Below are 18,206 nucleotides of genomic sequence, written 5' to 3'. Positions count from 1 at the left end.
GGACATGGGTTATACAACGTTTTTTCGCGGCACCAGGGTGACCCAATATCGCGTGCGCGAATGCACCTCCAGCGGCAGGCTCGCCGCCAGCAGCGACAGCACACGGTCGGTGTCGTCGAGGCGGAAACTGCCCATTACCCGCAGGTTTTCCAGCACCGGCTCCCAACGCAACAACCCCGGGCGGAAGCGCCGCAGTTCGCGCAGGAAATCGCCCAGCGCTTGGTTCTGGGCAATCAGAACGCCCTCTCGCCACCCCGGCAGCGAAGCATCGAAGCGCTCGACCTGGCCTGCGCCGCCAACCTTCAAACGGACCTGCTCACCCTCGCGCAAGAGCAGCGCTGGGCCGTGCAAGGGTTGCAACTGCACCGCCCCGCCGGCCACTGCGATCTGGCAGTCACTGTCATTGAGCCGCACACAAACTTCACTGCGGCTGACAAGCACCCGACCGTAAGGCAGGTGCAGGGTCAGCCCTGCGCTGCCAGTCACCTTGAGCGCCATCTCGCCACGCACCAAGGTCAGCTCACGCTTGCCCAAATCGACATTGACCGCGCTGTCGGTGTTCAGCTGCAGCAGGCTGCCGTCGGCCAGTTGCAGCTTTTTCTGCTCGCCGATGGCGGTGTGCACATCGGCCATCCACATTTGCACCGGCAACTGCCGCCCGATCAGCCAGGTAGCCGGCAACAGTGCGGCAATGCCCAATGCGCGCTTGATGGCCGTGCGCCGCGCCAGGTCCGGGCGATCCAGCGAGGCCATCGCCAAGGCTGGCGGCAGCCCGGAAAAGCGCTGGCGCAGCAGCTGCGCCTTCTGCCAGGTGGATTCATGGCTGATGTTGCTGTTGCGCCAGTGTTCAAGGCGGGCATGGTCTTCTTCAGTGGCCGTGCCCGACTCCAGCAACGCCAGCCACCGAGCCGCCGCGCGAGCCACCTCGAGCGCCTCGCCGCTGGGCACCGCACGCATCACAGGTCCACCAGCAGGCAATGCTCGTAGGCCTGCGCCATGTAGCGTTTGACCGTGCGCTCCGACACCTCCAGGCGCTCGGCGATCTCGCGGTAGCCCAGGCCGTGCAACTGGCTCCAGAGAAAAGCCCGGCGTACCAGACGCGGCAACCCGTCCAGCAGCTCGTCCAGTGCCTGAAGCGTTTCCAACAGCAGCCAGCGCTGCTCTGGCGACGGCACGCAAGCCTCCGGCAGCTGTGCCAACGCCTCCAGATAGGCCTGTTCCAGGCTGCGACGGCTGTAGAAATTGCTCAACAGGCGCTTGCCCACGGTCAGCAGGTAGGCGCGTGGCTCACGCAACTCGTCGAGCTTCTGGGCGCTGGACAGGACCCGCAGGAAGGTGTCCTGGCTCAGGTCGGCCGCATCCCAGCTATTGCCGACACGGCGGCGCAACCAGTTCTCCAGCCAACTGCGATGGTCGCGATACAGGGCACTCAGGCGGTGATCGGGTGGCGTAGCGGCTTCAGCCATATAGTGAGGCTCTGCACATCAGTGAATGCGATTGATTCTATTTAATAACAAAGTCCCATTCCAGATCTTTATCCGAGTACAGGTCGAGCCACGCGCTACACCGGTAACTCGGTCGTCAGCTTGACCTTCTCCATGGGCACTTCCGTCTTGACGTTCTGTACCACATCCAGGCTGGTCAGATGGGCAACCTGGAAACGCCGGTAGGCTTCCAGATCCGCCGCCACCACCCGCAGCAACAGGTCGCAGTCGCCCGCCATCACATGGCACTCCACCACCTCGGGGAGCCGGCGCACCGCGTTGATGAAGATGTCGGTAGTTTCCTGGTCCTGGCGTTTGAGCCACACCCGCACGAACAGGGTCAGGCCCAATGCCACCTTGGCCGGGTCCACCAGCGCCACGTAGCGCTCGATGACCCCCGCGTCCTCCAGCAGCCGCACCCGCCGCAGGCACGGCGACGGCGACAACCCTACTTGCTTGGCCAGTTCCTGGTTCTGCAGGCGCCCGTCCCGCTGCAGGGCACGCAGGATGCGGCGGTCGATGGCATCAAGCTTGATTGGCATTGAAAACCTCAAATCGAGTCTTGTTGGTAGCAGATGCCAAATCCTCTGCGAGCCTTTGCAACTACGCAAGCCTATTTCAACAGTACATTGAAATAATTTGCCTCCACTGGAGGTGACCATGAATACCCTTGAACCCGCCCTGAACGATCCACCCACCACCGCCCCCGACAGCGAACTGCGTCGTGGCGCAGTGGCCGCCCTGCCGATGCTGTTGGGCTTCATCCCGTTCGCCCTGGTACTCGGTGCGCAGGCGTCGCAACACCAGCTCGCTGCGGGTGAGGTTGCGTTGATGACCGGCCTGAATTTCGGTGGTGGTTCGGAGTTCGCCGCCATCGAACTGTGGACCTCGCCACCGGCGATCCTGGTAATCGTCGCCATGACCTTGCTGGTCAACAGCCGTCACCTGCTGATGGGCGCTACCCTGGCGCCCTACCTGCGCCACCTGCCCCTCAGGCAAGCGCTTGGCGCACTATTTTTCATGTGTGACGAGAGCTGGGCCATGGGCTTGGCCGATGCCCGTCGGCGCAATGGCTTCAGCCTGCGCTACTGCATGGGCGTGTCGTTGTGCCTGTGGGCCACCTGGGTAATCTTCACCACCCTGGGGGCGCTGGTCGGGCCGATGCTGGGCGACCTGCGCAGCTATGGCTTCGACATGGCCTTCGCCGCCGTTTTCCTGGTACTGCTCAAGGGTATGTGGGAAGGTGTGCACGCCGCCCTCCCCTGGCTGTTCAGCCTGGTGACCGCCGCGCTGTTCCACCTGTTGATCCCCGGCGGCTGGTACGTCCTTGCGGGCACCGTGGCAGGCCTGGTCAGCGCCTACCTGTGGGCCAAGCCATGATCGACATCACCACCCTGGCCACGATCCTCGGCATGGCCCTGGTCACTTACCTGACCCGCGCACTGGGCTTTTTGCTGTTGCGCAATCGCGTCATGGGGCCGCAGCTCAGCCAAGTGCTCAGCGCCGCGCCTGGCTGTGTGCTGATCGCGGTGATCGCGCCCAAATTCGTCAGCGGTGACCCCGCCGACTCGATCGCACTGGCTCTGACCCTGCTTGCCGCCACCCGCTACTCCATCCTGCCGGTGGTGCTGTTCGCCATCGTCGTCACCGGTGCGTTGCGTGCAGTGCTGCATTGACGCCGGCAGCGCTAAGCCAACTGCGCCAGCGCCTCCTCCACCTTGATGACCATACGATTGCCGCGCGCAACAGGCAGACGCCACACCGCGATATCGACGCCCAAAGGTACCGCGCGGGCAATCGGCATGATCAGCTCGCCACTGTCGAGGTAGCGCTGCACCAGGCTCTGCCGCCCGATCAGCACACCTGCGCCCAACAGCGCCTGCTGCACGGCGATGGAGTACAGCGAGAACCCCGGCCCCTGGGCCACGAATGGGGTGTCGGGCATCACCGCGCCAGCCCATGCCGCCCAGTCGCTCCAACCCACATCGGCGATGCAGCGCGTGTCGCAGAGGTCTTCGGGGCGTTCGAGGGTGGCTGCCAGGGCCGGGACGCACACCGGCACCACCGCTTCACTGCACAGCACGCGTTGCCCGTGCCCAGGTTTGTCGGTGTAGAACAGGCACAGATCATAAGGGCTGCGCTTGAGGTTGGGCGGCTCGTCCACCGCCGTGACCGAGATCTCGATGGGCGCCAGCAGCTCGGTCAGGAGCGGCAGGCGCGGGCCGATCCACAGCTGCGCCAGGGCCGGTGATGTGACGATATGCACCCGCTGCGGCGCAGCCAGCCGGCGCAGGGTGCGCGCGGCTTCTTCCACCGCATCGAAGGCCTCGGTGAACTGGGCCTTCACGCTTTCGCCCAGCGGCGTGAGCCTGACGCCTTTGGCGTGGCGTTCGAACAGCACGGCACCGTACTGGGCTTCGAGTGTCTTGACCAACGCGGCGATGGCACCCGGGCTGACTTTCAGCTCATCGGCCGCCCGGGCAAAGCCCCCCAGCCGGGCGGAGGCTTCGAAGGCGCGCAGCGCATTGAGCTGCAGGGTATGACGGGTTGGCGCGTGCAACGGCATGGCGTGAGCCCTATATTTTTTAGGCCTAATATTCCATAAATCTGCCGTTGCCAGCAATTCTGGCGCGCATTAACGTGACCGCTACAGGCCTGCCAAAGCCCTATCGGCGCTGGCCTGCAGCGATCCCGGCCGCAGCTTGCCGGGCTATTTCAGAAGGCATTGCAATGCAACCATCCAACAGGGCCCAAGCGCTCACCCAGGGCGCCCGCGCAGTCCTGCCGCTGACCACCGGGATCGTGCCGTTCGGCCTGATCACCGGGGTCACCGCAATCAACATGGGGCTGTCGCCAAGCGAGGCCATGGGCATGACCCTGCTGTTCTACTCGGGCTCGGCGCAGATGGCCGTGCTGCAACTGATGCAGAACGGCGCCTTGCCCATCACCATGGTGGTCACCGCACTGGTGATCAACCTGCGCTTTCTGATGTACAGCGCCTCGCTGGCGCCGCACTTCAACAATCTGCCACGCCAGCGCCGCTGGTCGATGGCCTACCTGCTGTCGGATCAGTCCTTCGCCCTGTGCACCCTCAGGCTCAACACACGCGAGGGTCTGGGTGCATTCGCCTTCGAGTACTACCTCGGCACCGCCATGGTCATGTGGCTGGGTTGGAACCTCGCCGTGCTGGTGGGCGTGGCGGTGGGCTCCGGCATACCGCCAACCTGGTCGCTGGGGTTCGCCATCCCGCTGTCGTTCCTGGCACTGCTGGTGCCCGCCATCCGTAACCGGGCGATGCTCGGGGCGGCAACGGTGGGCGGGGTGCTGGCGGTACTGGCCATCGACATGCCCTACAACCTGGGGATGCTGGTGGCCGCGCTCGGCGGCATCCTGGCCGGGCTTGCGCTGGAGCAGGTCGGCATGGCTCAGACAGTTGAACAGCACGCCGACCAGGAGGCCTCATGAGTCAGGCATGGCAATGGATCACCTTCCTGCTGGCAGGCCTGGGCACCTTCGCCCTGCGCCTGTCATTCATCGAGTACTACCGCAGCCTGCGCATACCGCCGTGGTTCCGGCGGGCGCTGGCCTATGTGCCGGCGAGCGTGCTGGCGGCGCTGGTGCTGCCGGCGGTGGTGTATCAGGACCGGCATGCAGCGTTCGACTGGAGCAACCCGCAGATACCCGCGGCGGTGCTGGCCGGCGTGGTGGCCTGGCGCACGCGCAGTACGCTGTTGACGCTGGGGGTTGGGATGGGGGTGTTGTGGGCGCTGAAGTATTGGGGGATGTGACAGGAGGCACTCCGTTTAGTCGATGAATACTGCCTCAAACAATCATTGACCACAGAGTGTTTATACCCGCCATGGGCATGTAGCCGCTTTGCCACATCCTTTCAAGAATGTTCCCTCCTGCGCGCGAGACACTTCCGGCTTCTTCCTGAATACCGCCTCGGTATGGTTTCCGTCCTGTATTTTCAGGTCGCCCGACCGAGGCCATTGCACTGCACCGCCCCCTCGTGGGAGCGGGCTTGCCCCGCGATGTGTAGCCGCAGCAGCACAGTGCTGCGTGCGGTTTAACTTGCCACCAGGCGACCTCCTTTCAAGGAGCGCCAAATGGCAACTACCCCCGACAAGGCCAGCCCTTCAGGCAAGGGCGTTGTACAAGTAGCGATCACACCCCTCGCCGAAATCCAGGCCGAGGACGTCGGCCGTGGCGCCGCCGTGTTCGACACCTGGCTACGTGAAGTCAGTGCGGGCCATGCCACCCTCGAGCGCCTCAAGGCCGTCGCCGGCCATGTGCCGGTGGCGGGCAACAGCATCGCTCTGATCGATGCACTGGGCGCTATCACGACCCTGGCCCGCAGCAAGGTACCCGACCCGCTGGACTGCGCCACCTTTGCCCTCGATCTGATCGGCCTGATCACCTCGCCCGCCGGTGAAGCGCCGGCGCGCATGAGCTTGCGGCCGATGCTGTTGTTCGTGCGCCAGGAGGGTAAGCAGGTGCTCGACGATGCGTCGGTCGAACTGTTGGCCGGCCACCTCAACGCCGATATCGTCGGCAGCCTTGATAATTTCGTCAGCCAGGCCGCCGGTAAACTCAAGGGCATCCTGGCCGAAGCCGCCACCCTCGGCGAGCGGATCATCCTCGACATTGCCAGTGGCCTGGCCATCCTGGCCGAAGGTGTCGGCCCAAAACGCGCCCGCCCGGCATCCGCCACGAGCAGCGCGCTGATGCACAACCCGCTGGCCACGCTCGACAATTACCTGGCCGGTGCTTTCAGTGCCTACAAGTACGCTGGCAAGGGCATGACCAACGTCAACCCCACCCTCAGCGCAGCGGCCAAGGCCGAACTGCTCGCCCACAGCGCGCGCCTGCGCACCCTGGCGCCACTGGTGCGCGGCATGATCCTCAAGCTCGGCGACGCCGGCAGCCCCGGTTCCATCGAAGCCCTGCGCCTGACCCTGGCCAGCAGCGTCAAGCAGTGGCGCCAACGCAACCCGCAACAGGTGGTGGCCAACGTCAAGGCGGGCGGCACCAGCAAGGCCCGCCACCAACTGGCCGAAGGCAAGGTCGAGACGCAAAAGGAGCAGATGCCTGCCTCCCAGGCCCCCAACCCGTGCAAGAACGGCGCCCCGGCCAACACCTGCAACAGCATCAACTTCGCCTTGGGCAGCGAGACCCTGCAGCACACCGACTTCAGCCTGCCCGGGCCGTTCCCGATCACCTGGACCCGTACCTACCACTCGCGCCTTTCCGCCCTCGACAGCGCCAGCCTCGGCGCTCGCTGGATCACCGCCTTCACCACCTGCATCGATGTGCAGGACGATGGCCTGCTGCTGCACGATTTCGACGGCCGCAGCCACGCCTACCCGCTGCCCAAGGTCGGCAAAACCCATTACGACGCGGTCGAGTACCGTGGCCTGACCCGCACCACCGACACCCAGCTCATCCTCTCGCGCGGGCAGGAGCGCCACGAGACCTACGAGCGCGTCGGCGAGCGTTTCCACCTGGTGCATATCGTCATGCGCAACGGCGTCGGTGCGATGCTGCACTACGAGCACAACCACAACGGCCGCCCGGTGCTGTCGGACATCAACACCTACGCCGACAACGACCCGTCCAAAGTCCACCTGCAACTGGGCACCCTGCTCGATGACCACGGCCATATCCAGGGCCTGTGGCAGGTGGTCGATGGCAAGCCGCTGCGCCAGCTGTGCGCCTACCACTACGACGACCAGGGCGACCTGATCGCCGCCCAGGACGAGCACGGCGCCGCCTGGCGCTACCAGTACCAGCATCACCTGATCACCCGCTACACCGACCGCACCGAGCGCGGCCTGAACCTGGAATGGGACGGCAGCGGCCCGCACGCCCGGGCGATCCGCGAATGGGCCGACGATGGCAGCTTCGAAACCCGCCTGGCCTGGGACGAGCACATCCGCCTGACCACCGTGACCGACGCCCACGGCGGCCAGACCCGCCACTACTACGACGCCGAGGGTTACACCTACCGGATCCAACACGCCGACGAGCGCTCGGAGTGGCTGTTCCGCGACGCCCGCAAGAACGTGATTCGCCACCTGCACGCCGACGGCAGCCAGGACCGCTACACCTACGATGAGCGCAGCAACCGCCTGCAGCACATTCGCGCCGACCATACCGTGGTGCACTACGCCTACGACGACAAGGACCAGCTGATCAAGATCAGTGATGCCGAAGGCGGCCTGTGGCTGCGCGACTACGACGATGTCGGCAACCTGGTCGAAACGGTCGACCCGCTGGGCAACAAGACCGAGTTTGCCTACACCTCGACGGGATTGTTGAAGGCGATCAAGGACGCCAACGGCAACGAGAAGAAGGCGGCGTACAACGACGCCGGGCAAATGCTCGAATACACCGATTGCTCCGGCAAGACCAGCAAGTGGACGTATGACGAGCAGGGGCGTCTGGTGCAGGCCAGCAATGCGCTGGGGGAGAAGACTCAGTTCGCCTACGAGGTCGGTCAATTGGCGAAGATGACCTATCCGGACCTGACCGAAGAACGCTTCCACTACGATGCCGAAGGCCGGCTGCTGGCCCATGTCGATGCGTTGGACCGGTCTACTACCTGGAGCTACACCCATGCAGGCTTACCAAGTGAACGTGTTGATGCAGCGGGGCACAGGTTGCGCTGCCACTGGGACAAACTAGGTCGATTGGTCTGCCTGGACAATCAGAACGGAAGCAGAGCGACATTCTGCTATGACCTGGTCGGACGCTTGTCGCAGGAAACCGGTTTCGACGGTTTGGCAAAGCGTTATCGGTATGACGTGCATACCGGGCGGCTGGCGTTCACGCAGGTTGGCCAGCGTCGCATAACCATGCGTTTCGATCGCATGGGCCGACTGCTCGAACGCACGGCCAGCCTGGGTGAACAGGTGGAATCGGAACATTATGCCTACAACGGTAATGGCCAACTGCTCCAGGCCCGCAATGCCGTCAGCATGTTGCAATGGTTCCATGACGAAGCCGGCAACATGGTCCGCGAGCACCAGCACTATCTGGGCATCGGCACACCCATGGTTGCCGTCTGGCAGCATGAGTACGATGCGTTGAACCACCGTGTGGCAACTATCCGACCCGATGGCCACAAGGTCAGTTGGTTGACTTACGGTAGCGGCCATGTCGCCGGCATGACGCTCGATCATCACGAAATGCTCGCCTTCGAGCGTGACGACTTGCACCGGGAAATTGTCCGCCACCAGGGCAACAAACTCATGCACCAGCAGCAGTGGACTCCGCGGGGAAGGCCGCAGCAGCAATTGATTGGCAGTGCCGATGGCGAATCTGTCCTGCTCAAACGGGAGTATCAATACGACCCGGTCGGCCAACTGACAGGTATTCGCGATACGCGCCGTGGGCAATTGGCTTATCAATACGACCCGCTTGGCCGGCTGTTACAGGTAACCAGCCGTTTAGGCGTTGAAAAATTCGCGTTCGATCCCGCGGGCAACCTCATTGACGAGGCCCATCGACTCAATCGCCCCCTGGAAGAAAGTGCCAGGCATGGGAAGCTGATGGACAACCGCTTGCGCGAATACGGCGGTGCCCATTTCAAATATGACGAGCGCGGCAACCTGACTCACCGGCTGCATGAGGGCAAGCATGCTCACCTGACCTGGGACCTGTTCGATCGCCTGACGCATTACAACGATGACAAGTTCAAGGTCGACTACAGCTATGACGCGTTGGGGCGCAGGTTGTACAAGCATTCCGTTGCTCATTACTGGGATAGGCCTGAAGCCGGTACTGGCTGGAACCAGATGCAGCGAGCCAAACGACAGCGTGAGTTGAACTGCGGTTTTACGCTGTTCGGCTGGGATGGCAACGCGCTTGCCTGGGAGAGCTCCCCACCACGTGACGACGGTGAAACCGGCAGGACCGTGCACTACCTGTATCTGCCAGGCAGTTTTGTGCCGGTGGCTCAAGCGGTGCGCAATGGTCCAGTTCGCTTGCACAAGCAACCCGACTGGAGTGGGCGTGAGTATGACTTTGATCAAGATCCCCTGTGGCACACGGACGTGAAGCCTCAAGCTTTTGATAGCATCCTCTGGTACCAATGTGACCATCTGGGCACGCCGATGGAGTTGACGGATGAGGATGGGCGAGTGGTGTGGGCGGCACGTTACACGGCTTGGGGAGATCTTATCGATTTGCAAGATGGTCCAGATGCGATTGGCGCAGTGAGGAACCCGATACGCTTCCAGGGGCAGTATCAAGATAAAGAAACAGGGCTGCATTACAACCGGTTCCGCTATTACGATCCGAAGAGCGCGCGATACGTGTCGGAGGACCCTGTTGGTTTTGCTGGTGGACTCAACGCTTATTCGTACGTGAACGGAAACCCCTTGGCGGCGACTGACGCGATGGGGTTGAAGCCCTGGGACTGGAATGGTAAAGGAGATACGAGCGTTTGTGCGTATTACGATGCTCGGGCCTGCGAAACGAAAGGTGAATTGAGTAGTTACTATGAGACTGCCGGTAATATCTGTCGCGGAGAGCGCATGGATGTTAATACTGCGCTGTGGGGCGGCATGGTAAATGCCTGGACTTGGGGGTATACAGCTTCGTCCGAGGCCGAGATATCAAACAACATAAGGAATAGCTTGATAAAGAGTGATCGAGCCGAAGTTGCGATCCATGGAGTAAATGGCGTTACTGGAAATGCAATAGATGCCTATCATGATAAAGCCTTTAGCGAGGCAGGACTACTTACCCGGTTTTACGGGGGGAATATATGGTTTCAAGGCATATACCCCAATCCTGTTCCTTATGATACTGATGATAAATTCAAGTATGATCCTCGACGCCTAATGTTTGGTGCGAGTGGGCCTGAGTCGCCAGGCTGTGCTAAGAACTAACTTCCCCAAGGGTTTCTGATGAGGTGGTTTGTTGTGTTGAAGGTATTAAAATTTTTTCTTGCGATTCCGCCGGTTCTGGCTTATCTGTTTTTCTGTTATTTGGCGACGCGTGGAGGAGAGCTCACTCTGCTTCAGATATTAAGACATGTGATTCTTGTTACTGGGTTCGTGCCTCTCTGCTCGTGGCTACTGGTGATTTTCAAAAGTACTTCAGCTACGATTTTTAAGTCGTTTGTTTTTGCATTGTTGATAACGATTTATCATGTTTTTCTGTTTGCAGTTTCCGCGCATCGCGATGGCCTTTATTATTGGGGGGTACAGCTTTTTGAGTTTGCAGGATTTTATGCCTTGATTAGAATTGTTAATGGGGCGAGGGTCTTTAGCGGCAATAGATCCAAAGGCGGTTGAGCGCTCTGATGTCGAATCTCTGGATGGTACGCCAGCAATTAATGGCTGTAACACTGGGTGCCCTGACGCCCGCCCCGGCGGGACGCCAAGCGTACGTCGACACAATTGCAGCGCCTAGGAAATCGAGCGCCGCCCGCGCGGCGCATCGCTGGCAAGCCAGCTCCCACAGTTTGTTTCGGGCCAGTTATTCCTGTGAAAGTACCGGCGCCAGCCTTGGCGTAAGGCTTGAGTCAGGTGAGGCGGCAGAGGTGCTCGCCGAGGTACCGCGTCAAAGTGCGCCACTCACCCCCGCCGCAACCACTCGATAAACTGCGCAAACAACTCCGACTGCGAATTGACCTCCAGCTTCAGATACAGGTTCTTACGGTGCATCCGCACCGTCTCCGGCGAGATCCCCAACTCATGGGCCGTGGACTTCACCGAATGCCCCTGCAACACCATCTGCGCCACTTCCCGCTCACGCTCGGTCAGCACCCCACAACCAAAGCTGTCGAACGCCGCCTGCACACTGCCCTTCCCCTCCGGCTGCTGCGCCAGCCCATGCCGCGCAAAACGCAGCAGCAGTTCACGCACCATCGGCTCGACCGCCTGCAGCAGGTGCAACTGCTCGATACCCAGCCGGGCACCGCTGCAGCCTTGGAACAGGCTGAGGGAAATCTTGCTGCCATTGTCCAGGTCGACGATGAAGTAGCTGTCCTCGCTGCAACCGGTCCCCAGGTAGTAGGCCTTGTAGTAGTCGCTGTCGAAGAAGTTGTCCGGGGCGATGTCCTCGAGGTGATAGAAACCCTGGGCCAGGCCCTTCTGCACCGCCAGGCAGAAAGGGTCGAGTAGATACCCGGCGGCGAAATAGCGCTCCAGCACCGCCTCGTGGTAACGGTCCGGAATACCCTGCTGGTACAGCAGCTGCGGCGCCTGGGCCTTGCGCTCCAGGCTGATCAGCATCGACTCGGCGCCAACCAGCTGGCTGATGGCGGCCGCCAGCCAGGCCAGCGCATCCGGGCCCTCGCTGTGGGCGAAGGCCTGTTGCAGGGCTGCGTGCCATTGCTGCAGGGCATGAAACGGCAGGCTTATTGTGGTGTTTTCGTGTGCTCGGCTCATGCCCCGCAGTCTACCGGCCGGGGCATGGGCGCGCACCTGTGACGGCAGCTGGGTCATTGGCCGTGGTACAGGCCCTGCTCGGCCAGCTCCCGCGCGGCATCGAGGATGCAGCTGCGCAGGGTGTCGACGATCTGGTCCACCTGGGCGTGGGTGATGATCAGCGGCGGCGACATCACGTTCAGGTGCATGATCGGCCGCACCAGCAAGCCCTTGGCCTGGGCCCGCACATGGATACGCTCGCCGATGTTCACTTCATCGGCGAACAGCGCCTTGGTCTGCTTGTTGCTGACGAACTCGACACAGGCCATCAGCTTCATGCAGCGCACCTGGCCCACCAGCGGCAGGTCGGCCAGGGTCTGCAACTGCTGCTCCAGGTAGCTGCCGACATCGTTCACATGGGCCAGCAGGTTTTCCCGCTCGATGATCTCGATGTTCTTCAGCGCCGCCACGCAGCACACCGGGTGCCCGCTGTAGGTGAAGCCATGGGTGAAGCAGCGGCCCTTGCCGGGCTCGGCGATCACTTTCCACAGGCGCTCGGAGAAGATGCAGGCGCCCAGCGGCAGGTAGGCCGAGGTCAGGCCCTTGGCGGTGGTGATGATATCGGGCGTGACGCCGAACAAGGCCTCGGAGGCGAAGAAGGTGCCCAGGCGGCCGAACGAGGTCACCACTTCGTCGGCGACGAACAGGATGTCGTAGGTCTGGCACACCTGCCACATGCGCTGGAAATACCCGTCGGGCGGGATGATCACCCCGCCCGAGCCCATGATCGGCTCGGCGAAGAAGGCCGCGACGTTGTCGGCGCCCAGCGAAAGGATCTTGTCCTCGAACTCGGCCACCAGAAAGTCGAGGAACTCGGCCTCGTCCATGTCGTCCGCAGCCCGGTAGAAGTTGGGGTTGGACACGTGGTGGATCAGCTCGTGGGCGTAGTCGAACTCTGGCACCCGGTCGGCGGCCTTGTTGCCGATCGACATGGTCAGGCAGGTGGAGCCGTGGTAGGCGTTGTAGCGGGCGATCACGTGTTTCTTGTGCGGCTTGCCGCGGCAGTTCTGGTAGTACTGGATCAGTCGGTAGGCGGTGTCTACCGCGGTGGAGCCGCCGGTGGTGAGGAACACATGGTTGAGGTCGCCTGGCGCCAGGCTGGCGAGCTTCTCGCACAGTTCGATGGCCTTGGGGTTGGCCATGTCGGAGAACGGGTTGGAATAGGCCAGCTGGCGCACCTGGTCGGCGATGGCCAAGGCCATCTCCTCGCGGCCCAGGCCGATGTTGGTGCACCACATGCCGCCGACGGCATCGAGGAAGCGGTTGCCCTCGGTGTCCTGGATATAGGCGCCTTCACCGGCCTGGATGTTCAGTGCGCCCTGCTCGGCGTGCTCGTCGAACATATGGTAGCCGTGCATGTAGTGGGCCTTGTCGGCCTGCACCAGGCGGTCGTTGTTCGAGGCGTCGGCCAGCTTGCGAATGGGGGTAGCCATGAGCGATTCCTTGTCGAAGCGATACGGTGAAAGGTGTCAGATGCCGGTCTTGACCGTGCTCCAGACCCGGGTAATGGCGCGCATGGCCTGCGGGTCCTGGGCTTTCTGGGTGAACAGGCGTTCGCGGGTCTGGTCGTCGGGGTAGATCGCCGGGTCATTGCGGATATCGGCCTGCACCAAGGGCGTGGCGGCTGCATTGCTGTTGGCGTAGTGGATGTAGTTGGTCACTTCGGCCATGGTCTTGGGCTGCAGCAGGTATTCGATGAAGCGGTGGGCGTTGGCGGCGTGGGGCGCGTCGTTGGGCAGGTAGAGGCTGTCGAACCAGATCAGTGAGCCTTCCTTGGGAATGAAGAACGCCAGGTTGATGTCCTTCTTCGCTTCCACCGCGCGGGCCTGGGCGGTGGCGTAGTCGCCGGACCAGGTCAGGGCCATGCACACGTCGCCGTTGGGCAGGCTGGTGAGGTAGTTCACCGAATCGAATTTCTTGATGAACGGGCGGATGCCCAGCAGCAGGTCCTGGGCCGCCTTGAGGTCCGCAGGGGCGGCGCTTTTCGGGTCTTTGCCGAGGTACTTGAGGGCCAGCGGAATGACTTCGCTGGGGGCGTCCATCAGGGTCACGCCGCAGTCGGCGAAACGCGAGACGATCTTGGGGTCGAACAGCATGGCCAGCGAGCCGATGGGCGCATCGGGCATGCGCTCTTTGATCTTGTCGACGTTGTAGGTGATGCCCGAGCTGCCCCAGGTGTAAGGCGCCGAATAGAGCATGCCGGGGTCGTAGGCTTGCATGCTCTGCAGCACGTGCGGGTCGAGGTTGGCCCAGCTGGGCAGCTGGGTCTTGTCCAGCGGCTGGAACACCTTGGCCTTGATCAGCGGCGGCACCAGGGAGGCGTTGAGCATCACCAGGTCGTAGCCGGAGCGGCCGGTGAGCAGTTTGGTCTGCACTGTTTCGTAGCCGTCGAAGGTGTCGTAGATCACCTTGATGCCGGTCTGTTTCTCGAAATCGGCGAGGGTGTTTTCGCCGATGTAGTCGGTCCAGTTGTACAACCTGAGTGTGTTGCCGGTATCTGCCTCGGTCGCCAGGGTGGCGGTGGCGGTGCAGCACAGCAACAGACTGGAAATCACCTTGAATGCCTTGCGCATAGCAACTCCATCGTGTGATCAGGATCGGCTCGGGTGAGCGGATGGGGTAACTATCGGAGGGATTGCGGGTGGGGGCTATAACCCGAATGGGTGGGGGGCGATGCGATTCTGTGTCGGGCCAACAAGGCGGGCAGCGGAGATGTCACAGGCAGGACTGGCCCGAAACAGATGTGGGAGCGGGTTTACCCGCGAAGCGCCGCGCGGGCGGCGCTCGATCTTGAGAGCGCTGAAAGACTACCGTCATGCACCTGGCGGCCCTCATACGGTCTCAAGACAGGCGGATGGGTTTCACACTATCGACCTTGGAAAATCAGGATTCGATGATGGCCTCCAAGTGCATGGCGGGAGATCGAGTGAGGGCCACCAGGTGTCCGCCGGTGTTTTTGCAGCGCCTATGAGATCGAGCGCCGCCCGCGCGGCGCTTCGCGGGTAAACCCGCTCCCACAGTTTGTTTCGGGCCAATTACTCCTGTTGTTTCACCACTGTCCGCCCTGTTGGCATGGCGCGATTTCTCGGTGCGCGCGACTATTGCTGCGCCAAGGGATACAGCGCGTCGTCAAATTGCTCGAGGCGTGGGAACACCATCGGCAGATCATCCGAAAGCTGCTCCAGTCGCTGCTGGTAACTGCTCAGGAAATCCTTGCGCGCTTCATCACTGATATACGGCACATGCCACGCCACGAACGGCTCCAGCACCTCGAAGCCGACATAGGCCAAGGTACCGCGCAGAATCGGCCGCAGCATATCCTCCAGCGGCCCGTGGATCGCCCCCTCACCAAACATGTGCTCACGCCCGCCCAGGGTCACGGTGACCAGCGCCCGCTTGCCCGCCAAGCCGCCCTGATCATAGAAACGCTTGCCGCCGTAGCACACCCCCGACACCAGCACCCGGTCGATCCAGCCCTTGAGCATCGCCGGCGCCGAGAACCAGAAGATCGGGAAGTTCAGCACCAGCAGGTCGGCCCACAGCAGCTTGTCCAATTCCTGCTGGATATCCGGCGCGATGGACCCGCTCTTCACCCCCAGCCGTTGCTCCAGCGCATACACCAGGTACTCCGGGTTTTCCCGGTGGCTGAAGTCTTCGGCGCTGGCCACCGGGTTCCAGCCCATCGCGTACAGGTCACTCACCTGCACCTCGTGGCCCTGGGCGCGGAGGGTCTCGGCCGCCTGGTCACGCAGCGCGGCAGTGAAGGATTGCGGCTCGGGATGAGCGTGAACGATCAGTACTTTCATGGAGGTTCCTTAAACGGTTTCCAGGGCAGATTCGGTTTTGCGGGCCGCCAGCAAACGGTCGAGCCAGTCGGGGTCCATCTCCGGCTCGCAGGAGAACAGCAAGCCGGTGTAGTCGCGGTACGGCGGCCGGAAGATCGCTTCGCGGCTGCCATGGTCGACCACCCTGCCCCGCTGCATCACCAGCACCTCGTCGGCGATGGCACGCACGGTGGCGACATCGTGGGTAATGAACAAATAGGCCACGCCCAGCTCGCGCTGGATGCGGTCGAGCAGCTTCAGCACGCCCTCGGCCACCAGTTGGTCGAGGGCCGAGGTCACTTCGTCGCAGATGATCAGTTGCGGCTCGGCCGCCAAGGCCCGGGCAATGCAGATCCGCTGCTTCTGCCCGCCGGACAGCTCGCGTGGCAAGCGATCCATGTACCTGGCCGGTTCCAGGTCGATCATGCGCAGCAGCTCGGCGACCCGCTCGCGCAGCGCCTTGCCCTTCAAACCCAGATAGAAGCTCAGCGGCCGGCCAATGATGTCGACGATGCGCTGGCGTGGATTAAGCGCGGTGTCGGGGATCTGATAGATCATCTGGATGCGCCGCAGCTGCTCCTTGCTGCGCTGGCGATAGTCCGCCGGCAGCGCTTGCCCCTCGTACAGCACCTGGCCCGAGGTCGGCTGCAGCAGCCCGCTGATCAAGCGTGCCGTGGTGCTCTTGCCACTGCCGGACTCGCCGATCACCGCCAGCGTCTGGCCGCGATACAGATTCAGCGAGACATCGTGCAGCACCGGCTGATGGCCGTAACTGGCATCGACCTGGCGCACTTCCAGCAGCGGTTGTTCATGGCTGGGGCATGCCTTGGCGGACGTATGGAAATTGCGCACCGCCCACAGCGATTGGGTGTAGGCCTGCTGCGGCGCACTGAGCATGGTGCGGGTCTGCGCCTCTTCCACCAGGCTGCCGTGGCGCAGCACCATGATGCGGTCGGCCATCTGCGCCACCACCGCCAGGTCGTGGCTGATGTACAGCGCGGCACTGCCGAAGGTCTTCACCGCATCGCGGATCGCCGCCAGCACCTCGATCTGGGTGGTGACGTCCAGCGCCGTGGTCGGTTCGTCGAAAATGATCAGGTCCGGGTGGCAGGCCATGGCCATCGCCGTCATCACCCGCTGCAACTGGCCGCCGGACAACTGGTGCGGGTAGCGCTGGCCAATGTGCTCGGGGTCGGGCAGGCGCAGGATGCGGTATAGCTCGACCGCCTCGGCCTCGGCCTGGGCTCGGTCGATGCCGCCGTTGATCACCGCGGTTTCCACATGCTGGTCGATCAGCCGGTGCGCCGGGTTGAACGAGGCCGCCGCGCTCTGCGCCACGTAGGCGATGCGCAGGCCGCGCAGCTTGCGCAGGGTGTCGGCGCTGGCCTGGAGCAACTCGATACCATCGAAGCACACGCTGCCGCCGGTGATCCGGCAACCGTCGCGCACATAGCCCATGGCAGCCAGGCCCAGGGTGGACTTGCCGGCCCCGGACTCGCCGATAAGGCCCAGTACCTCGCCGCGTTCGAGGGTCAGGTCGATGCCTTTGATCAGCGGGTGCCAGGCGTTTTCGTAGTGCCCTTCGATACGCAGGTCGCGGATCGTCAACAAGGTGTCTTGGCTCATGTTCAGCACTCCTTCAGGCCACTGGACAGGTGCAGCACCCAGTCGACGACGAAGTTCACGCTCACCGTGATCAACGCCACGGCCAAGGCCGGCAGCAGCGGGCTGACGTCACCGAAGGTGATCAGCACCGCGTTGTCGCGCACCATGCTGCCCCAATCGGCGGTGGGCGGCTGGATGCCCAGGCCGAGGAACGACAAGGCGCTGATGAACAGGAAGACGAAGCAGAAGCGCAGGCCGAACTCGGCGATCAAAGGCGCCGCGGCGTTGGGCAGCACTTCACGGCTGACCAGCCACCACAGCCCCTCCCCGCGCAGCCGCGCGGCCTCGACGAAGTCCTGCACTACCACGTTCATGGCCACCGCCCGCGCCAGGCGGAACACCCGGGTGGCGTCCAGCAGCGCGATCACCAGTACCAGCGAGGTGGCCGTGGTGCCGACCACGCTGAGAATCAGCAAGGCGAAGATCAGTTGCGGGATGGCCATCAGGATGTCCACCACCCGTGACAGGCCCTGGTCGATCCAGCCGCCCTTGATCGCCGCGACCAGCCCGCACAGGCCGCCCAGCAAAAACGCCAGGGTGGTGGTCAGAAAGGCGATGCCCAAGGTATTGCGGGCGCCGTACAGCAGGCGGCTGAACATGTCGCGGCCGAGGTTGTCGGTGCCCAGCAGGAACTCCGGGCCCCAGGGCGCGAAGCCCTCGCCCACCACCTGGGTTTCGCCGTAGGGCGCCAGCAGTGGCGCGAACACCGCCACCAGCAGGTAGGCGACGATCACCAGCAGGCCGAACTTGGCACTCAGGGGTGCGCGCAGCAAAGGTGCGATCAGGCTCAT

Annotated in this window: 16 protein-coding genes; 6 read left to right on the top strand and 10 right to left on the bottom strand. The window is 62.9% G+C overall.

Going from position 1 to position 18,206, the window contains the following annotated elements; all coding sequences use genetic code 11:
- Positions 1–9 precede the first annotated feature (9 nt).
- The 3 genes from RTH46_RS23590 to RTH46_RS23580 form a co-directional block, all read right to left on the bottom strand.
- Positions 10–957 (bottom strand): FecR domain-containing protein, encoded by a 948-nt coding sequence (locus RTH46_RS23590; RefSeq protein WP_153788542.1) that lies wholly within the window; start codon positions 955–957, stop codon positions 10–12.
- Positions 957–1,466, bottom strand: coding sequence for a sigma-70 family RNA polymerase sigma factor (locus RTH46_RS23585; protein ID WP_153788541.1), 510 nt, complete (start codon positions 1,464–1,466; stop codon positions 957–959). The genes RTH46_RS23590 and RTH46_RS23585 overlap by 1 nt, the downstream gene beginning before the upstream one ends.
- Positions 1,467–1,561: 95 nt before the next feature.
- On the bottom strand, positions 1,562–2,026 hold the full coding sequence (locus RTH46_RS23580) for an Lrp/AsnC family transcriptional regulator (RefSeq protein WP_153788540.1): 465 nt from the start codon (positions 2,024–2,026) through the stop codon (positions 1,562–1,564).
- 118 nt (positions 2,027–2,144) lie between these two features.
- Between RTH46_RS23580 and RTH46_RS23575 the strand changes: the two genes are divergently transcribed.
- Together RTH46_RS23575 and RTH46_RS23570 are read left to right on the top strand one after the other, a co-directional pair.
- A complete protein-coding gene (locus RTH46_RS23575) occupies positions 2,145–2,864 on the top strand; it encodes an AzlC family ABC transporter permease (RefSeq protein ID WP_316906768.1) in 720 nt (239 codons plus the stop codon).
- Positions 2,861–3,160 carry an AzlD family protein gene (locus RTH46_RS23570; protein ID WP_153788538.1) on the top strand — a complete coding sequence of 100 codons (300 nt, stop codon included), beginning with the start codon at positions 2,861–2,863 and terminating at the stop codon, positions 3,158–3,160. Before RTH46_RS23575 ends, RTH46_RS23570 begins: the two co-directional genes overlap by 4 nt.
- Before the next feature lie 11 nt (positions 3,161–3,171).
- On the opposite strand, the gene RTH46_RS23565 is transcribed toward RTH46_RS23570, so the two are convergent.
- Positions 3,172–4,050, bottom strand: coding sequence for a LysR family transcriptional regulator (locus RTH46_RS23565; protein WP_153788537.1), 879 nt, complete (start codon positions 4,048–4,050; stop codon positions 3,172–3,174).
- 164 nt (positions 4,051–4,214) lie between these two features.
- Here RTH46_RS23565 and RTH46_RS23560 point away from each other — a divergent pair, with 164 nt between their 5' ends.
- The 4 genes from RTH46_RS23560 (at position 4,215) to RTH46_RS23545 (ending at position 10,789) form a co-directional block, all read left to right on the top strand.
- Entirely contained in the window at positions 4,215–4,949 is a 735-nt protein-coding gene (locus RTH46_RS23560) for an AzlC family ABC transporter permease (RefSeq protein WP_316906767.1), read from the top strand.
- Positions 4,946–5,272: an AzlD domain-containing protein gene (locus tag RTH46_RS23555; RefSeq protein WP_153788535.1), complete on the top strand. Its 327-nt coding sequence runs from the start codon at positions 4,946–4,948 to the stop codon at positions 5,270–5,272. Before RTH46_RS23560 ends, RTH46_RS23555 begins: the two co-directional genes overlap by 4 nt.
- A gap of 321 nt (positions 5,273–5,593) precedes the next feature.
- Positions 5,594–10,381, top strand: coding sequence for an RHS repeat-associated core domain-containing protein (locus RTH46_RS23550; RefSeq protein WP_316906766.1), 4,788 nt, complete (start codon positions 5,594–5,596; stop codon positions 10,379–10,381).
- 33 nt (positions 10,382–10,414) lie between these two features.
- A complete protein-coding gene (locus RTH46_RS23545) occupies positions 10,415–10,789 on the top strand; it encodes a hypothetical protein (RefSeq protein WP_316906765.1) in 375 nt (124 codons plus the stop codon).
- A gap of 282 nt (positions 10,790–11,071) precedes the next feature.
- On the opposite strand, the gene RTH46_RS23540 is transcribed toward RTH46_RS23545, so the two are convergent.
- From RTH46_RS23540 to RTH46_RS23515, 6 genes are all read right to left on the bottom strand, one after another.
- The gene (locus RTH46_RS23540) at positions 11,072–11,887 is read right to left on the bottom strand and encodes a helix-turn-helix domain-containing protein (RefSeq protein ID WP_178125777.1); all 816 of its coding nucleotides are present in this window, start codon (positions 11,885–11,887) and stop codon (positions 11,072–11,074) included.
- A gap of 53 nt (positions 11,888–11,940) precedes the next feature.
- A complete protein-coding gene (locus RTH46_RS23535; protein ID WP_316906764.1) occupies positions 11,941–13,359 on the bottom strand; it encodes an aminotransferase in 1,419 nt (472 codons plus the stop codon).
- Between the two features lie 36 nt (positions 13,360–13,395).
- Positions 13,396–14,499 (bottom strand): polyamine ABC transporter substrate-binding protein, encoded by a 1,104-nt coding sequence (locus RTH46_RS23530; protein ID WP_316906763.1) that lies wholly within the window; start codon positions 14,497–14,499, stop codon positions 13,396–13,398.
- Positions 14,500–15,024: 525 nt separating this feature from the next.
- Positions 15,025–15,732 carry an NAD(P)H-dependent oxidoreductase gene (locus RTH46_RS23525; RefSeq protein ID WP_316906762.1) on the bottom strand — a complete coding sequence of 236 codons (708 nt, stop codon included), beginning with the start codon at positions 15,730–15,732 and terminating at the stop codon, positions 15,025–15,027.
- Positions 15,733–15,741: 9 nt separating this feature from the next.
- On the bottom strand, positions 15,742–17,376 hold the full coding sequence (locus RTH46_RS23520) for an ABC transporter ATP-binding protein (protein ID WP_316906761.1): 1,635 nt from the start codon (positions 17,374–17,376) through the stop codon (positions 15,742–15,744).
- A 2-nt stretch (positions 17,377–17,378) separates the two neighbouring features.
- The gene (locus RTH46_RS23515) at positions 17,379–18,206 is read right to left on the bottom strand and encodes an ABC transporter permease (protein ID WP_153785759.1); all 828 of its coding nucleotides are present in this window, start codon (positions 18,204–18,206) and stop codon (positions 17,379–17,381) included.

The organism is Pseudomonas sp. zfem004, from assembly GCF_032621715.1.
In the GTDB taxonomy this organism is placed as follows: Bacteria; Pseudomonadota; Gammaproteobacteria; order Pseudomonadales; family Pseudomonadaceae; genus Aquipseudomonas; species Aquipseudomonas sichuanensis.
Note: the sequence above shows the minus strand (reverse complement) of the source record. Positions and strands in the feature narration are given on the sequence as shown.

Bases quoted from the DNA above. Each gene is read 5' to 3' on its own strand.
- RTH46_RS23590 (WP_153788542.1), bottom strand. From the start codon at position 957: ATGCGTGCGGTGCCCAGCGGCGAGGCGCTCGAGGTGGCTCGCGCGGCG.
- RTH46_RS23585 (WP_153788541.1), bottom strand. From the start codon at position 1,466: ATGGCTGAAGCCGCTACGCCACCCGATCACCGCCTGAGTGCCCTGTAT.
- RTH46_RS23580 (WP_153788540.1), bottom strand. From the start codon at position 2,026: ATGCCAATCAAGCTTGATGCCATCGACCGCCGCATCCTGCGTGCCCTG.
- RTH46_RS23575 (WP_316906768.1), top strand. From the start codon at position 2,145: ATGAATACCCTTGAACCCGCCCTGAACGATCCACCCACCACCGCCCCC.
- RTH46_RS23570 (WP_153788538.1), top strand. From the start codon at position 2,861: ATGATCGACATCACCACCCTGGCCACGATCCTCGGCATGGCCCTGGTC.
- RTH46_RS23565 (WP_153788537.1), bottom strand. From the start codon at position 4,050: ATGCCGTTGCACGCGCCAACCCGTCATACCCTGCAGCTCAATGCGCTG.
- RTH46_RS23560 (WP_316906767.1), top strand. From the start codon at position 4,215: ATGCAACCATCCAACAGGGCCCAAGCGCTCACCCAGGGCGCCCGCGCA.
- RTH46_RS23555 (WP_153788535.1), top strand. From the start codon at position 4,946: ATGAGTCAGGCATGGCAATGGATCACCTTCCTGCTGGCAGGCCTGGGC.
- RTH46_RS23550 (WP_316906766.1), top strand. From the start codon at position 5,594: ATGGCAACTACCCCCGACAAGGCCAGCCCTTCAGGCAAGGGCGTTGTA.
- RTH46_RS23540 (WP_178125777.1), bottom strand. From the start codon at position 11,887: ATGAGCCGAGCACACGAAAACACCACAATAAGCCTGCCGTTTCATGCC.
- RTH46_RS23535 (WP_316906764.1), bottom strand. From the start codon at position 13,359: ATGGCTACCCCCATTCGCAAGCTGGCCGACGCCTCGAACAACGACCGC.
- RTH46_RS23530 (WP_316906763.1), bottom strand. From the start codon at position 14,499: ATGCGCAAGGCATTCAAGGTGATTTCCAGTCTGTTGCTGTGCTGCACC.
- RTH46_RS23525 (WP_316906762.1), bottom strand. From the start codon at position 15,732: ATGAAAGTACTGATCGTTCACGCTCATCCCGAGCCGCAATCCTTCACT.
- RTH46_RS23520 (WP_316906761.1), bottom strand. From the start codon at position 17,376: ATGAGCCAAGACACCTTGTTGACGATCCGCGACCTGCGTATCGAAGGG.
- RTH46_RS23515 (WP_153785759.1), bottom strand. From the start codon at position 18,206: ATGAGCCTGATCGCACCTTTGCTGCGCGCACCCCTGAGTGCCAAGTTC.